The following is a 15,626-nucleotide window of genomic DNA, read 5'->3' on the forward strand; positions in this document are numbered from 1 at the left end:
CCGCCGCCAGAGTCCGACGGCGCCCGATCCTCGGCGGGCTGATCAACGAATATTCGCAGGCAGCGTAGCCGAACCGGCTTTACGAGCCCCACAGGTGGCCGCCAACCGCTTCGACCAACCGGTAACATCGTGCACGCGAAAAGTGCCTCTCGACATGGCTTCCTTCTGACTTCGACACTCAGATTCGCCCAGATCAGAGACACTTCTCTATGTCTGCATGAGACGTAGCGCGTCAAGATCCTGAAACGTCAAGGCATGGCCCGCCCCCTCACCCGACACCAACACACCTGAAACCCTTATTTACCAGGCTCTAACGACGCCGCAGGCTTCGCGTCATGCTACGGACCGCTCGGTCGCTCCCCCTGAGGCGACAGACAGGGACCGAGCCGCCGGCCTGCTACCGGGCCTCCTGGCAGCTACTCGGATCGGACTCACACCGGCAGGCGATGACGAGCTTGCGACTCCAGATGAGCTACGCACTCACCTCCAGGTCCGCTGGGCGCACGAAGGGCCGAGGTTAACGAGGGTTCAGGTTTGGCCCTGAACATCTTCCATTTTTCATCCACGGCAGGTTATATAGACGGGCATGGTTCTGGATCTCGCCACGTGTCGTTTCTGTTTGGAGGAAGTTGTGAAGAGACCGATCGCGGTGGCCAGCGTCGCGTTCCTCGCGGGCGCGTTGCTGACCGGTGCCGCTACGTCGGCGTCGGCGGCGCCGCCGGCCGAGCCAGGCCCTGCTAACGCCCTCAGCCGGGCTGAGCAGGCGTTGCAGTCGAACATGGGTGTGGTGCGGGCGTCGAACGCCGACCGGTTCGCTGTCTACAGCTCGCGGGTCGATGCTGATGGGGCGGCGCATGTGCGTTACACGCGTACGTACCAGGGTCTGCGAGTGCGTGGTGGTGATGTCGTGGTCCACACCGGCGCGGATGGCACGTTCACCGGCAGCTCGGTGGGGTTGTCCGCTCCGTTGACGTTGGGCACCACGGCGAAGGTGTCGGCGGGCACGGCGAAGAACGCCGCGAAGGCGAAGTTCTCCGGCAAGGTGGCCGAGGTTGGCGCACCGGAACTGTTTGTTGAGGCGTCGAACGGCTTCGGCCAGTTGGCGTGGGAGACGGTGGTGTCGGGCATGGCGCCGGACCGTCAGACCCCGTCCCGGCTGCACGTCATCTCCGACGCGCTGACCGGCAAGTTCATCGGTTCGTACGACGAGATCGAGGCGGTGAACGGCACCGGCAACTCGGTGTACGCCGGCACGGTCACCGTCTCGACGACCCAGTCGAGCAGTACGTACCAGATGATCGACCCGACGCACGGCAACAACAACACGTGCAACATGAACAACGGCACCACGACGTGTACGACGTTCACCGACGCGGACAACGTGTGGGGCAACGGGTCACAGTCGAACAATCAGTCAGCCGCGGTGGATGCGCACTATGGTGCGGCGTTGACGTTCGACTACTTCACGAACACCCACAGCCGTAACGGCATCTTCGGCAATGGTCAGGGCGTCCCGTCGCGGGTGCACTACGGCAGCAACTACGTCAACGCGTTCTGGGACGGCTCCCAGATGACCTACGGCGACGGTTCGGGTAACTCCAACCCGTTGGTCTCCATCGACGTGGCCGGACACGAGATGAGCCACGGTGTCACCGAGAACGTCGTGCCCGGCGGTCTGACCTACTCCGGTGAGTCCGGCGGGCTCAACGAGGCGACCAGCGACATCTTCGGCAACATGGTCGAGTTCTTCGCGAACAACACCAGTGACCCCGGCGACTACGACGTCGGCGAAGAGATCAACATCAACGGTGACGGGACCCCGCTGCGGTACATGTACAACCCGTCGCTGGACGGCGCGTCGCACTCCTGCTGGTCGACCAGCACGAAGAACGTCGACGTGCACTACTCCTCCGGTGTGGCCAACCACTTCTACTTCATGCTCGCCGAAGGCAGCGGCACCACGGCGTACGGCACCTCCCCGGTCTGTGGGTCGGCGCCGGCGGTCACCGGCATCGGCCGGGCCAAGGCGGAGAAGATCTGGTTCCGCGCCCTGGACAGCTACTTCACCTCCAACACCTCCTACGTCAACACCACCAACCCGAGCAACACCGCCCGCGCGTACGCCCTGACCGCGGCCACCGACCTGTACGGCCTGTGCTCGACCGAGTACAAGGCCGTCCAGGCCGCCTGGACCGCCGTCAACGTCGCGGGCAATGACACAAGCTGCGCGGCCAACGACTTCACCGTGTCGGTTTCGCCGTCCGCGGCATCGGTGGACCCGGGCAACTCGGCCACCGCGACCGTGTCGACCGCCCTGATTCGAGGCTCGGCGCAGACCGTGGCGCTCTCCGCTTCCGGCCTGCCGTCCGGTGCCACCGCCAGCTTCAACCCGTCGTCGGTCACCTCGAACGGTGGCTCGTCGACCATGACGATCAGCACGGCGGCGTCGACCCCGAGTGGCATGTACACGGTCACCATCACCGGTACGGGCACCGAGGCGACACGCACCACGACGTTCACCCTGACCGTCAACGGCCTGCCCGGCTGCTCCGGCAGCAACGCCACCGATGTTGCGATCCCGGACAACACCACCGTGGAAAGCAGCATCATCATCTCCGGGTGCGCCGGCAACGCCTCGGCCACCAGCACCGTTGAGGTGCACATCGTGCACACCTACATCGGTGACCTCGTGGTGAACCTGGTAGCGCCGGACGGCAGCACCTACCTGCTGCACAACCGCGCTGGTGGCAGCACCGACAACATCGACCAGACCTACACGGTCAACCTGTCCACCGAAGCCGCGAACGGTGCGTGGCGGCTGCGGGTGCAGGACGCCGCCGGCGGTGACACCGGCTACATCAACTCCTGGACCCTCAACCTGGGCGGCGGTGGCGTACCCGGATGCACCGGCACCAACGGCACCGACGTGAGCATCCCCGACAACACCACGGTGGAAAGCGCCATCACCATCGCCGGCTGCACCGGCAACGCGTCGTCCACCAGCACCGTCGAGGTGCACATCGTGCACACCCGCATCGGTGACCTTGTGGTGACCCTGGTTGCCCCGGACGGCAGCACGTACCTGCTGCACAACCGCACTGGCGGCAGCGCCGACAACATCGACCAGACCTACACGGTCAACCTCTCCTCGGAAACCCGTAACGGCACCTGGAAACTGCGGGTACAGGACGCAGCCCGCAAGGACACTGGCTACATCAACTCCTGGACCCTGAACCTGTAACAGCACCTCGGTGCCCCGGTGCGTGTCACTCGCGCACCGGGGCACCGAGCCGTAAGGGCTTGAGACCGAGCTTCATGCCTTTCATGGGTGGCTTCGATTGCCAAGGGGTGCGGCTCCCTTGGAGGGAACGTCTGATGTGGTTTGACGTGCGCTGTTTGCGTTGCGCCGTACGCTGAAGGGCTCCTTCTGACTATGTTCTTGGTTGTCTACGCCGAGAACGAGAAAGAAGGAGCCCGATGTCATCCTACGTGCCGGTGGACGAGATGGTGTTGTTCGGGGCGTCACGGCAGCGTTTCGACGAGACGGTGTCGTGGTTGGCCGGGCCGCAGGCCGGTGGGCTGTCGCACGCCGATCTGGAGCAGCGGTTGCAGGATGTCGGGCGTGAGCTGCTACGGCAGCTCCTGCAAGATCACCTGGATTTGCGGGCGGCCCGTGAACGGCGGGTGGTCGAGGTCGTCGGGGACGATCTGGTCACGCGGCAGTATGCCGAGCCGGGACACGCTCGCGGGCTGGCTACGGTGTTCGGGAAGGTGACCGTGACGCGGATCGCGTACCGGGCCAAGGGTGTGGCCAACCTGGTCCCGGCTGACGGGGTGCTGAACCTGCCGGTCGGGTTGCATTCGCATGGGCTGCGCCGGCTGGCCGCGCTCGAGACGGCGCGGGGATCGTTCGAGCAGGCCACAGCGGCGATCCGGCGGGCGAGCGGGGTTGGGGTGGGCAAGCGTCAGGTCCAGGCGCTGGCCGAGACGGCCGCCCTGGACATCGACAACTTCTACGCCGCGCGTCGGCCTGCCGACTGCCCGGACGGCGACATCGTCGTGCTGACCTGCGACGCGAAGGGGATCGTGATGCGCCCGGACGCGTTACGGGCCGCGACGGCCAAGAGGGCCGCATCCAGCAGCCGGAAGCTGGCTACCCGCTTGTCGCGGGGAGAGAAGCTGGGCCGTAAACGCATGGCCGAGGTCGTGGCCGTCTACCACTGCACACCCGCACCGCGCACCCCCGCCGACGTGATCGGCGCACCCAGCGCCGCCGAGCGCCGCGACAGTCGTGGCGGCCCGAAGGCCGCAAGCAAGTGGCTGCACGCGTCGGTCACCACCGACACCGCCGGGCAGATCACCGCCATGTTCGACGAGGCGACCCGCCGCGACCCGCACGGCACGCACCCGTGGGTCGTCCTCGTCGACGGCAACGCCCACCAGATCGAGACCATCCGCGCCCACGCCAAAGCCCGCGATCAGCCCGTGACGATCGTCATCGACTTCGTACACGTCCTCGAATACCTGTGGAAAGCCGCCTGGTGCTTCCACACCGAGGGCGACCCGGCCATCGAGACGTGGGTCGCCGCGCAGGCCCGGCTGATCCTGGCCGGACGGGCCCACCGCGTCGCCGGCACAATCCAACGCAAGATCACAGCAGCGGGGCTGGACCCCGGCCGGCGCAAAGGCGCCGAGGCGTGCGTGACCTACCTGCTCAACAAGGCACGCTACCTGCGCTACCACGAAACACTCGCGGCCGGCTGGCCGATCGCCACCGGCGTCATCGAAGGCGCCTGCCGCCACCTCGTCAAAGACAGAATGGACATCACCGGCGCACGCTGGGGACTCAACGGCGCCGCGGCCGTCCTCAAACTACGCGCACTGATCAGCAACGGCGACTTCAACGACTACTGGACCCACCACCTCGACCAGGAACAACACCGAGTCCACGCCAGCCGCTACGCCAACGCAGCCATCCCCAGTTGATCAATCCCTCCAGGGGAGCCGCACCCGTGTCCAATAGCGATGAGCGGCGCATACTCTGGTGATGTCGATCCGGCGACACGACGTCACGCCCACCCATCCCGCCGTTATAGGCAGCCGTGGCGTGTCCGGCAGGCAGGCCGTGGCCGCAGGGGCAGACCAGTCGGAGGCGGCGTGGCGGCCGGCGACAGTGGCTGGCGGGTTGGTCGACCTGCCGGAGCACCGGCGCGATGCGCTGCTCTGGCACTTCGCCTACGAGAGGATGTACTGCGGCCTGGACTACGACGCTGTCGATGAGCTGGTCCGAGAGCAGTCACCCGTCCCGTGCCTGAGCCAGGCACCCGGTCCGGAGCGGGAGAAGAACATCACCGCGGCGCTCGGCAGCGACGGCCGCTACCACCTCTGCCACGGGCCCGTACCCGTTTGCGGGAGCAGGCCGTGCCGCGGCAACGGCTCCGGCGTCTATCGCCATCAGGAAGAGGTCCGCTGGTGGCTGAGCGCCGCCGGGTACCACATCAGCATTCCACCCGGCGCCGCCGCTGTACGGCAGGTGCGGGTCGTACGGTGGCTGGTGGAGTTGGTGGAGGTCGGCATCGATCCGGCGTTGGTGCGGGGGCGGCAGCGCTGTCGAGAGCGGGCGGACTGGCCCGGCTACCAGGGGCCCGACACGCCCCTCGGAAGGGTGCGCGCCGCCCTCGTCGCGGCGGCCGGCCCCTGGTGTCACGCCTGCGACTGTCGGGTCGGCACCTCGATCGATCACGACCACCTCACGAACCAAGTCCGTGGCCTGCTGTGCCTGCCCTGCAACAACCAGATCGAGCACTGCATGCACGCGGCTGGCTGCCGGTTCGCCGACTACCTCAACGACCCACCAGCCCGCCAACTGGGGCTTGCCTACCCGCACCCAGACAGGATCCGACACACCACCCTGGATGCCCTGCGCGTCGCATACCTCGGGTTTGACCCCCGACACGGCCAAGGCCGCCGACGGAGCCGACACGAGCCCTTCCGCGTCGCCGAACACCCTCCGACGCCCCCAAATCCGGCCTGATACACCTGGTCAACACCAGGGCGTAGAGGAGAGCGCATGGTCCGGTTCTGACGCCCACCCACCGGCCACGCTAATGGCCACCCGGGCTGAGCCTGCCGTCGATCACTCCCGCCCTGACAGGAACACCTACCGGCCGCCGCATACGTGATGACCTGCGGCGTTGCCGTCTGCCTCGGATCCGATCGGCAAAGCCGATGGTGTCCACCAGCTAGCCGGTCGCGAGCCCAGGAGACGAATCCTCTCCGCTGTCTTCGAGCGCCTCGCTGCCCGATGCGACAGCTAGGTCCATCACCCGCCTGTCGGGTTGCCCAGCCTCCGCCGGGTCTGCGCGTATCCGGCTATGCATCGGCACGTCGAGGAGCGCACTACCGCGTTCTGCGGTTGTCGGGCTCGCCGGTCGCGGGCGAGGCGGTCGGGCAAGCGTACGGGCGATCATGCTGGCCGGGGCACCCTCGGCGTCGGGTCCAACGATCTGCAGCAACGCGCGGCGGAGGTCGCGCACAAGGTCGTCGTCGGCGGTCGCGGGGCGCCAACGGGGAACAGCTCGGTAGACCAGGGAACCGACGGGACGCTGCATGACAGCAGCCCCTCTCACCAGCAGCTTCCGCCGCTGCACCGCCACGCGCAGGCCCCGGTGCAGGGTGGCGGCCAGCAGCAACACCTCACTGCCCAGCCGCGCCATCGCCCTCGCTTCCTGCCGCACGCCGTCGTGCACGGCGGGGTCCAGCAGCGAACGGGCCCACCGCAGGCACTCCCCCAACTCGGCGACGGCATCTTCGGCCGGTCCCACCGCCGGCGTGGCGCGCAGGCCCAGACCAGCCGCCCGGTGTCGTGATCGACGACGATGGTCAGGTACTTGTGGCCCCGCCGGAACGAGATCTCGTCGATTCCGATGCGTCGCAGCCCGGCGAACCGGTCGGCGGCACCGCCGCCATCGGCCCACACCCGGGCCACGATCGACCCGACGGTCTTCCACGCCACGCGCATCAGCTGGACCACCGCGGTCTTCGCGCAGGCGGTGGCCAGCCACGCCACCGTGTCGTCGAAGACCCGGGTGTGCCCGGCGTCGTGGCGTGCCCACGGCACCGCCGCGACCACGATCCCGTGCTCGGGGCAGGCCACCCGCGGCGCGTCGGCCTCGATCACCGCCCGCAGCACACCCAGGTCGAGGGCCCGCCACCGCCGACGCCCCCGACCGGCGTCACAGCCGGCGCACCGGCGCCCACAACGCCCACACCGGCCCCGGGTGCCCTTCGACGGCCGCGCGTGCACCACGATCCGCACCACCCCGGCCCCGTCCCCGTCCCGGTCGAGGTGTTCCTCCTGCTCAACCCGCTCGACCACGGTGGTCTTGTCGACCCCCAGCAGACACTGCCATAGACTTGCAGAACGCACGCCGTTTCCCGATCTTCAGACTTCGGACCTCAGAGACCCGAAATCCTAGACCGGAGACGGCGTGCACGTGTTTCAGCAGGTCAACCCTGCCCACACATCAGTACGAAGAGCCACTTTTCCCTTCGAGGCGGCCCGCTGTAGGGCCATGGGGTCTCAGAAGAGATCCCGACGCGAGGACATGTCGAGCTTACGAAGCAGGCTGCGTACGTGCGTCTTCACCGTCGTCACCTCGACCGTCAGCTGGGCGGCGATCTGCTTGTTGGTCAAGCGATCCAGCATCAGGGCGAGGACCTCACGCTCCCGGTCGGTGAGCTGCGGGTGGGTGAGCAGGCTCGAGTTGGCCGGGGCGGCGCAGGGCGCGGGGCTCGGCCCCGGCAGCCAGATACGACGGCCGCGATGGATTGAGCGGATCGCGGTGAGCAGACCCTCGATCGACGCGTTCTTGCCTACGAGCCCGTCGGCACCGGCGAGCATCGCGGCTTCGACGTCCTTCGGCTCCGTGAACGAGGTGTAGATCAGCACCTTGGCGCTGGTTGTCGCGGACAACTCACGACACAACTCGATCCCGGCCAGCCGATCCCCCAGCCTGACGGGAAGCACGATCAGGTCCGGCTGGGTCCGGAGGGCCGCCGCTGTCGCAGAGGCGACATCCGTGGCTTGCCCGACCACAGTCAGGTCCGGCTCAGCCGACAGGACCACGGCCAGCCCGAAAAGAATCATCGGGTGGTCATCGACCGAGAGAATCCTGATCTGCGAAGCCATGCCGTACATTGTCCTGCTCGACAGGCGGCGGCGAAAACCATCCCCGAGGGATGGGGCGTCCTCCGCCGAATCCCGGCAGGCTCGCTGATGATGAGAGAGAAATACGACGTCATCGTGGTGGGCGCCGGCGTCGTCGGCACGACGGTGGCCTACGAACTCGGGAGCAGCGGGGCCCATGTTCTGCTCGTTGATGCGGCGAGCGACATCGGCGGTGGCTGCTCCTACGCGAACGCCGGCATCATCGCCCCGTCGCACGTCGGTCCCCTGGCGACGACCTCGCTCCTTCTCGAGGGAGCGCGTCAGATCTTCGCCCGTCCGCCGGCCGTCCGTGTCCGGCCGCAGCCTTCCCTCGGGGGGTGGCTCGCACAACTCGTCGCTTCCGCGCGACCGTCCCGAGTCCGGGTGGCGACACGGCGGCTGCAGGAGCTGGCTGCCACCAGCGCCCAGCTGCACGAGGACTACGCCAAACGGGGAATCAATCCCAGCTACCGCAGGACCGGGGCTATCGACGTGTGGATGCGCACCCCCGCCCCGGATGGTGCGATGTCCCCGCAGCAGGCACGGCAGGCGGTGCCGGCCCTTGGCGCCCTCACCGGCGCACTGCTCGACCCGGACGAGTCCGTCATCGACAGCCGCGCCTACCTGCGCGGCCTGCTCGACGCGGCACGATGCCACAACATCGAAGTCCGCTTCGGACAGCGCGTGCGTACACTGCTCACCCAGCGGCGCAACATCGTCGGCATCCGCTGCGAGGCAGGCGACTTCGCCGCAGGTGTAGTGGTGCTCGCGGCCGGTCTCGGCATCGCTCCGCTCGCCGCCCAGGCCGGCGTCCGTGTACCGTTGCGCGGCGGGCGCGGCTACGTCATCGACCTCGCGGTCTCTGGCCACGTGCCGACCATGCCGGTGCGACTGAAAGAGCGGCGTATCGTCATCACGCCGTTCGGTGACCGACTGCGGGTCTGCGGCCTGATGGAGTTCGGCGCGGAACGCCGCCCGCTCGACCCTCGCACGGCCGACGCCATGGTTGCGGTTGCCGCCGAGGCGCTGCCGGGTGTACACATCGACGATCGAATCGACACCTGGTGCGGCGAGCGTCCATGCACCCCCGACGGGCTGCCAGTCATCGGGGCGAGCACCCGCGCTCCGGGGCTCGTCGTCGCCGGCGGCCACGGCATGTGGGGCCTCATCCTGGCACCGGTCACGGCCCAGCTGCTGACCCAAGGTCTGCAGGGCTACCTACCGGCCACGTCCGGACCACTGGCCGATCCTCTGCTCTCCCCGGACCGTTTTGGCCCCATGCGCCGCGGCGTGGGCCGCCCGGGTGCGGAAGAACTGCTGCCCCAGTCGCACCGATTCTGACCCGGATCCGTGGATAGGAATACGACCACGGCGTGGCGCAGACGAACGGCACCTTGCCAGCAGGGACAATTGGGGTTGTTGAAGCACTAATCGGCCGCTGTGGGAAGGGCACCCGTTTGGTGGAGAAGATACCTGTTTTGGCCGGGCAGGTGTGTGGGCGCTCCGGACGTGTCGTTGACCCCGGTCTCGGATGGCGGTGGTGGCCGAGTTGGTCGGTCGGTTGGGTGTGACCGCCGCGTTGGACGATGCGGTCGGTTCGATCAAGCAGCGGGATCGGGGTCTGTCCGCGGGCTGGTTTCTGGTGGCGGTGGCGCAGGCGCAGATGTTCGGCGCCGATTTCTGGTCCGGGTTGGACTGCCGCCGCGCGGATGCGGCTGGGGAGGAGCTGTTGGCGGTGGCGACGCCGGCGTCCTGCCTGCCAGGGGGTATCAGCGCAGCGAATCCGCACCCATTTGTCTAAAATGATCGGTCCTCAAAGAGTCCAGCGCCGAGCGCGACAGCATCGACGCGTACGGCTACCCAGGCGATTCACAGCGGAAGCCACCGAGATCGGCTCGATAGACCGCCCGAGTCAAGGGTTCAAGCAGCGGCTTGCACGACACGATATCGAGCTACAGCAATCAAAAATGGACTTCCCACAAGCCTGCTACCTGCGGAAACCCTTCACGCTGTTGGGACGACGGGATTTGAACCGACGACCCCTTGACCCATCGTCACGGTCGGGATGGCTTCGAGGAGCTGCTTCGTGTACGGGTGCTCGGAACGCTCGATGACGTCCTCCGTCGTACCGTGCTCGACGAGCCGGCCGGACTTCATGACCGCGATCGAGTCGGCCATGTAGCGGACCACGGCGAGGTTGTGCGAGATGAACAGGATCCCGACGCCGGTCCGGGTCTGGATCTCCTTGAGCAGGTTGAGCACGGCACCCTGGACCGAGACGTCGAGCGCCGACGTGATCTCGTCGGCGATCAGGACCTCGGGCTCGGCGGCGAGGGCGCGCGCGATGGCGACGCGCTGCCGCTGTCCGCCGGAGAGCTGCCGGGGGCGCTTGTGGACGTCGCCAGGATCGAGCCGGACCATCTCGAGCAGCTCGGTGACCCGGGCCGGCCGCTCCCGCCGCCCGCTCGCCCGGGGCAGGCCCTCGGCGATCGACGCGCCGACGCTCATCCGCGGGTTGAGGGACGCGTACGGGTCCTGGAACACGTACTGCAACGGCGGGCTGCCGTGTGCGTCGAGCGCCGCCCCCTTCCAGAGGATCGTGCCCGAGGTGAGCGGGGCGAGGCCGACCGCCGCCCGGGCGAGGGTCGACTTACCGGACCCCGACTCGCCGACGAGCCCGACAATCGAGCCGGCCGCCACGGTCAGGCTGACCTCGTCGACGGCCGTCACGGCGCCCTGACCGTGGCCGTACCGGACGACTATGTCGCGGAGCTCGAGCATGTCACGCCTCGCTTTCCAGGGCCGGCAGCAGCGGATGCCAGCAGGCGACGGCGCCGCCACCGCCCGAGTCGGCCAGTTCGGGACGCGCCTGCCGGCATCGGTCGTCCGCCCGGCCGCACCGGGGCGCGAACGCGCAGCCCAGCGGCAGGTCGGAGGCGTGCGGCGGGCGGCCGGGAATGTTCGCGAGCGGCCGCGACCGGTCCGTCGACATGTCCGGGATGCTCGCGATCAACGCGCGGGTGTACGGATGCGCGGCCTCGGCGAGCCCGCTGACCGGCAGTTCCTCGACCACCCGGCCGGCGTACATGACCAGGACCCGGGACGCGTTCTCAGCCACCACCGCGATGTCGTGGCTGATCAGCAGGACGGCGGCGCCGGTCTCCCGGGAGATGCGCCGCAGCAGGCCGAGCACCTCCTTCTGGACGGTCACGTCGAGCGCGGTGGTCGGCTCGTCGGCGACGATCAGCGCAGGCTGGGCCATGAGGCCCATCGCGATCGACGCGCGCTGGCGCATGCCGCCGGAGAACGCCATCGGGTACTGCTTCGCCCGCGCCTCCGGGTCGGTGATCAGTACTGCGCTGAGGCGGTCGACGGCTCGCCGCCACGCGTCCCGGCGGCCGAGGCGTTCGTGGGTCTCCGCGACCTCGGCGAGCTGGCGTCCGACCTTGAGCGTCGGGTTCAGCGACGACATCGGGTCCTGGAACACCATCGCGAGCGAGGTGCCGAGCAGCCGCTCGCGGTCGCGGGGGCGCATCCGCCGCAGCTCGTTGCCCTTGATCCGGTGCACGTCGGCCTCGGCGACGTTCGGGTACGAGGTGAGCTGTGCGGCCGCCATCGCGGTGAGGCTCTTGCCCGATCCCGACTCGCCGACCAGCCCGACGATCTCGCCGCGGCGAAGGCGCATGCTGACGTCGACGACTGGGGAGAACGGCGCGGTCTCGCCGGGCACGGTGACGGTCAGGCGCTCGAGCCGGAGCACCTCGTCACCCGGTGGCGGCGTCTCGGCCGGGGCCGGATCCCGGCGCGGGGACCTGAGGGACGGGATCCGGAGGTGACCGTGCTGGCTGCCGCCGAGGACCTGGGTCAGCAGCTCGCCGGCGAGGACGAACGCGAGACCCGCGACGACGATCATGATGGACGGCGCGAGCGCGGCCGCCGGGTTGGTGTAGATGGCCGGCAGCCCGTCGGCGAGCATGCGTCCCCAGTCGTACTGGGGCGGTTGCACGCCGAAGCCGATGTAGGACAGCGCCGAGATGCTGAGCAGCGCCGCCCCGACCTGGCTGGTCGCGTTGACGACGAGGGGTTCCGAGATGTTCGGGACGACGTGGCGGGTCAGGATCCGCCACCGCGGGACCCGGAGCAGTCGCGCGGCGGAGACGTAGTCGGCGTTCGCGACGCCGCTGGCGGTGGTGTGGGTCAGCCGCGCGAACGAGGGCGCGAAGGCGATCGCCATCGACAGCACGGCGCCGCGCGCCCCCACTCCGAAGATCATGGCGAGGAACAGGGCGAGCAGCAGCCCGGGAAAGGCGACCATCAGGTTCAGGCCGGCGACCACCGCTCGGCCGGCGCGCCGGCCGAGCACGACGGGGACGGTGCCGATGATCAGGCCGCAGGCCACGCCAATGCCGACGACGAGCAGGGCGAGGACGAGGGACAGCCGGGTGGCCACCAGTGTCCGCGCGAGGACGTCGCGTCCGAGGGCGTCCGTGCCGAACGGGTGCGCCACCGACGGTCCCGCCTGGAGCGCGCCGCCCGCAATCTCCGTGGCCCGGTCGCCGAGCAGCAGCGGCGCCACGACGGCGGTCGCGACCAGGAGCAGCAGCAGGACGACCGTGACCACGCCGAGCGGTGACAACAGGTGATGGCGGGTACGCGACCAGGACACGTCAGCTCTCCTTGATCGTCGAGCGCGGGTCGATGACGGCGATCGCGATGTCGACCGCGAGGTTGATCAGCAGGATGCCGGCGCCGAAGAAGAGCGCGACCGCTTGGACGACCGGGTAGTCCTTGGCGAGCACCGAGTGCACGAGCTCGGCGCCGACGCCGGGCCAGGCGAACACGTTCTCGACGAGCACGGTGCCAGCCACCATCGACGCGAGGATCATGCCGGAGACGGTCAGCGTCGGGGTCAGCGTGTTCGGCAGCGCGTGCCGCAGGTAGATCAGCCGCGCCGGGAGGCGCTTAGCGCGGGCCGCCCGGATGTAGTCCTCGCCGAGCACCCGCTGGGTCTCGGCGCGGACGATCCGCGCCAGGTAGGCGGCCGGCCCCACGACGAGGGCGGTCACCGGCAGCACGAACGACGCGGGACCGGACAAGCCCGCGACCGGCAGCGCCTCGAGGGAGACGGCGAAGACGAACACGAGTCCGACCGCCACCAGGTAATCCGGCACGGACAGCGCGAGCCCGGTCACGCCGCCGAAGCCGAAGTGCAGGCCGCGGCCCCGGCCGTCCCGGGTGGCGATACCGAGGAGCAGGCCCACCGGTATCGCCACCGCGAGGCAGACCACGAACGCGGTCAGGCCGAGCTGGAGGGTCGCGGGCACCAGTTGCGCCATCTTCTCCCCCACCGGCGTCTGGGTCTCCAGGGACGTGCCGAGGTCGAGGTGGAGCAGGTTCCAGAGGTAGTCCAGATACTGCCGCCACAGCGGGTCGTTGAGCCCGAGACGCTCCCGGGTGGCCGCGATGGTCTCCGGCGGCGCCATCAGGCCCAGGGCTCCGCGTACCGGGTCGCCCGGCAGCGCGTGGACCATGGCGAACGACGCGGTGACGACGACCGCCAGCGAGACGACGAACCTCCCCAGCCGCCGGATCAGGAAGACCGGCCACGGGTGCCTGGTGCGGAACGACAACCTCACAGAACCTCCCATCCTCCCCGCCGGACCTAGCGCAGAACCCGGAGCGAGGTGGGCTCCAGCACGCGGGCGACGACGTCGAACTTGGCCCCGTTGCCCCAGTAGAGGTAGGGCGAGACGGAGATCGGGGTGATGTCCGCGTCCTTGATCAGGGCGCCCTCGCCCGCGTTCCAGTCGGCGCAGCCGCCGGTGCCGGACTTCGCCTGCGCCGCCTTGATCGAGCTGTCGTAGACGTCGTTGTGCATCGAGCCGTAGTTGATGCCGCCCTGCGCGGGGGTGGCGCCGGAGAAGAACGGCACGAGCGTGGCCGGGTTGGACACGCCGAGGCCGATGAGGGTCGCGGTCCACGGGCCCTTGCCGCCGAAGACGACATCGGACCGCGCGTTGAACGACTGTCCCTTGAGGTCCACCTTGACGCCCAGCGCCGTCCACTTCTGGCCGATGTACTCGGCCGTCGCCGCGGTCGTGGTGTCCTCGTTGTCGTAGACGAACGCGACCTCGAGCGGCTTGCCGTCCTTGGCCCGGGCGCCGCCACCGGCGGCCGGCCAGCCGGCCTGGTCGAGCAGCGCGGCCGCGGCGGCCGCGTCGTACGCCGGCTTGTTCGGGGTGACGGTATCACCGCTGCAGATCTTTGGGTCGGTCAGCAGCCCGTTGGCCGCCTGTCCGAGGCCGCCGGTGGAGACCTGGGCCAGTTCCTTCATGTCGAGGGCGCCGACGAGCGCGCGCCGGACGTTGACGTCGGCGGTCGGCAGACCGGCGGCCTGGTTGAAGGTGAGCTCGTCGCCGATGATGCTGCCGCCGTCCGAGAACACCTTGGCGGCCTTGAGCCGCTGGGTGTCGGCACCGGACAGGTACGAGATGTTGACGCCCTTGCTCAGCAGGAGGTTGGCCGTCGTAGTCGCGCTCGTCACGAGCTTGAAGGTCACCTTCGCCGGCATGCCCTTCTCGGCGGTCGAGGCGCCGTTCGGCCCCCAGGCGTACCCGTCGCGACGGGTGTACGTGTACTGATTGCCGGCCCGCACGTCGGAGAGGACGAACGGACCAGAGCCGGCGGAGGCGGCCTTCAGGGAGTCGCGGTTCTTGATGGCGCTCGAGCAGACCAGCGGCAGCTCGGCCAGGTTCTGGAAGAAGAAGGGCGCGCCCTCCTTGAGCTTGACCGCGACGGTGCCAGCGGCGTTGTCGGCCGTTGCCGTGGCGTCAGCGGGAACGGCGGCGCCGCGCATGGGCGAGCCGTTGCCTTCGGCGGCCACGTAGTTGATGTTGTCGGCCACCGTCTGCGCGTCCATCGGCGAGCCGTCCGAGCAGGTGACGCCTTCGCGGACGGTCAGCGTGTAGGAGGTGCCCTCGCCGGTCCACGACTTGACGACGCTGGGCGCCACCTCGCCGGAGTCCAGCAGCTTGACGGGCGTGTCGTAGGCGAAGACGGCCATCATCTTGTTGACGCCGTTGACCGAGCGCTGCGGGTCGAGCGCACCGGGGTCGCTGTCGATCGCGATGGTGAGCGAGCCGCCGTCGGCATAGTCGTCGCCGGACGAGCTGCCGGTGCTACCCCCGTTGGAGCAGGCAGCCAGCGCGACCGTGGAACACAATACGGCAACCGAGACGCGAAAAGGGCGATTTCGGACCATTGGCGTGTGACTTCCTCTGCGGCCGGCGGGACGAGCCAGCTCGGCGCCGGGTGATTTAACCCACGATTGAAGCCACGGCGCGGCGGCGATTCTTGTCCAAGCCCACAAAGGTGCCTGTGCTCGATCGTGGCCAGACCCAAGCGCCACGGTCGCCCC

The 15,626-nt window shown here is 68.9% G+C and carries 10 protein-coding genes and 1 pseudogene; 5 read left to right on the forward strand and 6 right to left on the reverse strand.

From position 1 onward, the window contains the following. Positions 1–631: 631 nt before the first annotated feature. The 3 genes from ABZ807_RS27735 (at position 632) to ABZ807_RS27745 (ending at position 6,034) form a co-directional block, all read left to right on the forward strand. A complete protein-coding gene (locus tag ABZ807_RS27735) occupies positions 632–3,241 on the forward strand; it encodes a M4 family metallopeptidase (RefSeq protein ID WP_357164077.1) in 2,610 nt (869 codons plus the stop codon). A 263-nt stretch (positions 3,242–3,504) separates the two neighbouring features. Beyond that, positions 3,505–4,986, forward strand: a complete 1,482-nt coding sequence (locus tag ABZ807_RS27740) for an ISKra4 family transposase (RefSeq protein ID WP_357164164.1) — start codon at positions 3,505–3,507, stop codon at positions 4,984–4,986. A gap of 121 nt (positions 4,987–5,107) precedes the next feature. Then, complete coding sequence (locus ABZ807_RS27745; RefSeq protein WP_357164080.1) at positions 5,108–6,034, forward strand: endonuclease domain-containing protein; 927 nt, start codon at positions 5,108–5,110, stop codon at positions 6,032–6,034. A 771-nt stretch (positions 6,035–6,805) separates the two neighbouring features. On the opposite strand, the pseudogene ABZ807_RS27750 reads toward ABZ807_RS27745, so the two are convergent. Both ABZ807_RS27750 and ABZ807_RS27755 read right to left on the reverse strand, forming a co-directional pair. Then, positions 6,806–7,429, reverse strand: a pseudogene (locus ABZ807_RS27750) (transposase family protein); the annotation flags it as partial. Between the two features lie 153 nt (positions 7,430–7,582). Further along, a complete protein-coding gene (locus tag ABZ807_RS27755; protein ID WP_357164083.1) occupies positions 7,583–8,191 on the reverse strand; it encodes a response regulator transcription factor in 609 nt (202 codons plus the stop codon). Between the two features lie 90 nt (positions 8,192–8,281). On the opposite strand from ABZ807_RS27755, the gene ABZ807_RS27760 reads away from it, so the two are divergent. Both ABZ807_RS27760 and ABZ807_RS27765 read left to right on the forward strand, forming a co-directional pair. Further along, entirely contained in the window at positions 8,282–9,550 is a 1,269-nt protein-coding gene (locus ABZ807_RS27760) for an FAD-dependent oxidoreductase (RefSeq protein ID WP_357164086.1), read from the forward strand. A 199-nt stretch (positions 9,551–9,749) separates the two neighbouring features. After that, positions 9,750–10,010: a hypothetical protein gene (locus tag ABZ807_RS27765; RefSeq protein WP_357164089.1), complete on the forward strand. Its 261-nt coding sequence runs from the start codon at positions 9,750–9,752 to the stop codon at positions 10,008–10,010. 203 nt (positions 10,011–10,213) lie between these two features. Here ABZ807_RS27765 and ABZ807_RS27770 read toward each other — a convergent pair whose 3' ends face one another. Genes ABZ807_RS27770 through ABZ807_RS27785 form a run of 4 tightly spaced genes read right to left on the reverse strand, consistent with a single transcriptional unit; the run spans position 10,214 to position 15,431 of the window. Next, positions 10,214–10,990 carry an ATP-binding cassette domain-containing protein gene (locus tag ABZ807_RS27770; RefSeq protein ID WP_357164092.1) on the reverse strand — a complete coding sequence of 259 codons (777 nt, stop codon included), beginning with the start codon at positions 10,988–10,990 and terminating at the stop codon, positions 10,214–10,216. A gap of 1 nt (position 10,991) precedes the next feature. After that, positions 10,992–12,875: a dipeptide/oligopeptide/nickel ABC transporter permease/ATP-binding protein gene (locus ABZ807_RS27775; RefSeq protein WP_357164095.1), complete on the reverse strand. Its 1,884-nt coding sequence runs from the start codon at positions 12,873–12,875 to the stop codon at positions 10,992–10,994. A gap of 1 nt (position 12,876) precedes the next feature. Further along, positions 12,877–13,845: an ABC transporter permease gene (locus ABZ807_RS27780; RefSeq protein WP_357164098.1), complete on the reverse strand. Its 969-nt coding sequence runs from the start codon at positions 13,843–13,845 to the stop codon at positions 12,877–12,879. 26 nt (positions 13,846–13,871) lie between these two features. Beyond that, positions 13,872–15,431, reverse strand: a complete 1,560-nt coding sequence (locus ABZ807_RS27785) for an ABC transporter substrate-binding protein (RefSeq protein ID WP_357164101.1) — start codon at positions 15,429–15,431, stop codon at positions 13,872–13,874. Positions 15,432–15,626: the final 195 nt, after the last annotated feature.

The sequence above is a fragment of the Micromonospora sp. NPDC047548 genome (assembly GCF_040642975.1).
Lineage (GTDB): Bacteria > Actinomycetota > Actinomycetes > Mycobacteriales > Micromonosporaceae > Micromonospora.

Coding starts and splice junctions, on each gene's coding strand:
- ABZ807_RS27755 (WP_357164083.1), bottom strand. CDS start 8,191: ATGGCTTCGCAGATCAGGATTCTCTCGGTCGATGACCACCCGATGATT.
- ABZ807_RS27770 (WP_357164092.1), bottom strand. CDS start 10,990: ATGCTCGAGCTCCGCGACATAGTCGTCCGGTACGGCCACGGTCAGGGC.
- ABZ807_RS27740 (WP_357164164.1), top strand. CDS start 3,505: ATGGTGTTGTTCGGGGCGTCACGGCAGCGTTTCGACGAGACGGTGTCG.
- ABZ807_RS27760 (WP_357164086.1), top strand. CDS start 8,282: ATGAGAGAGAAATACGACGTCATCGTGGTGGGCGCCGGCGTCGTCGGC.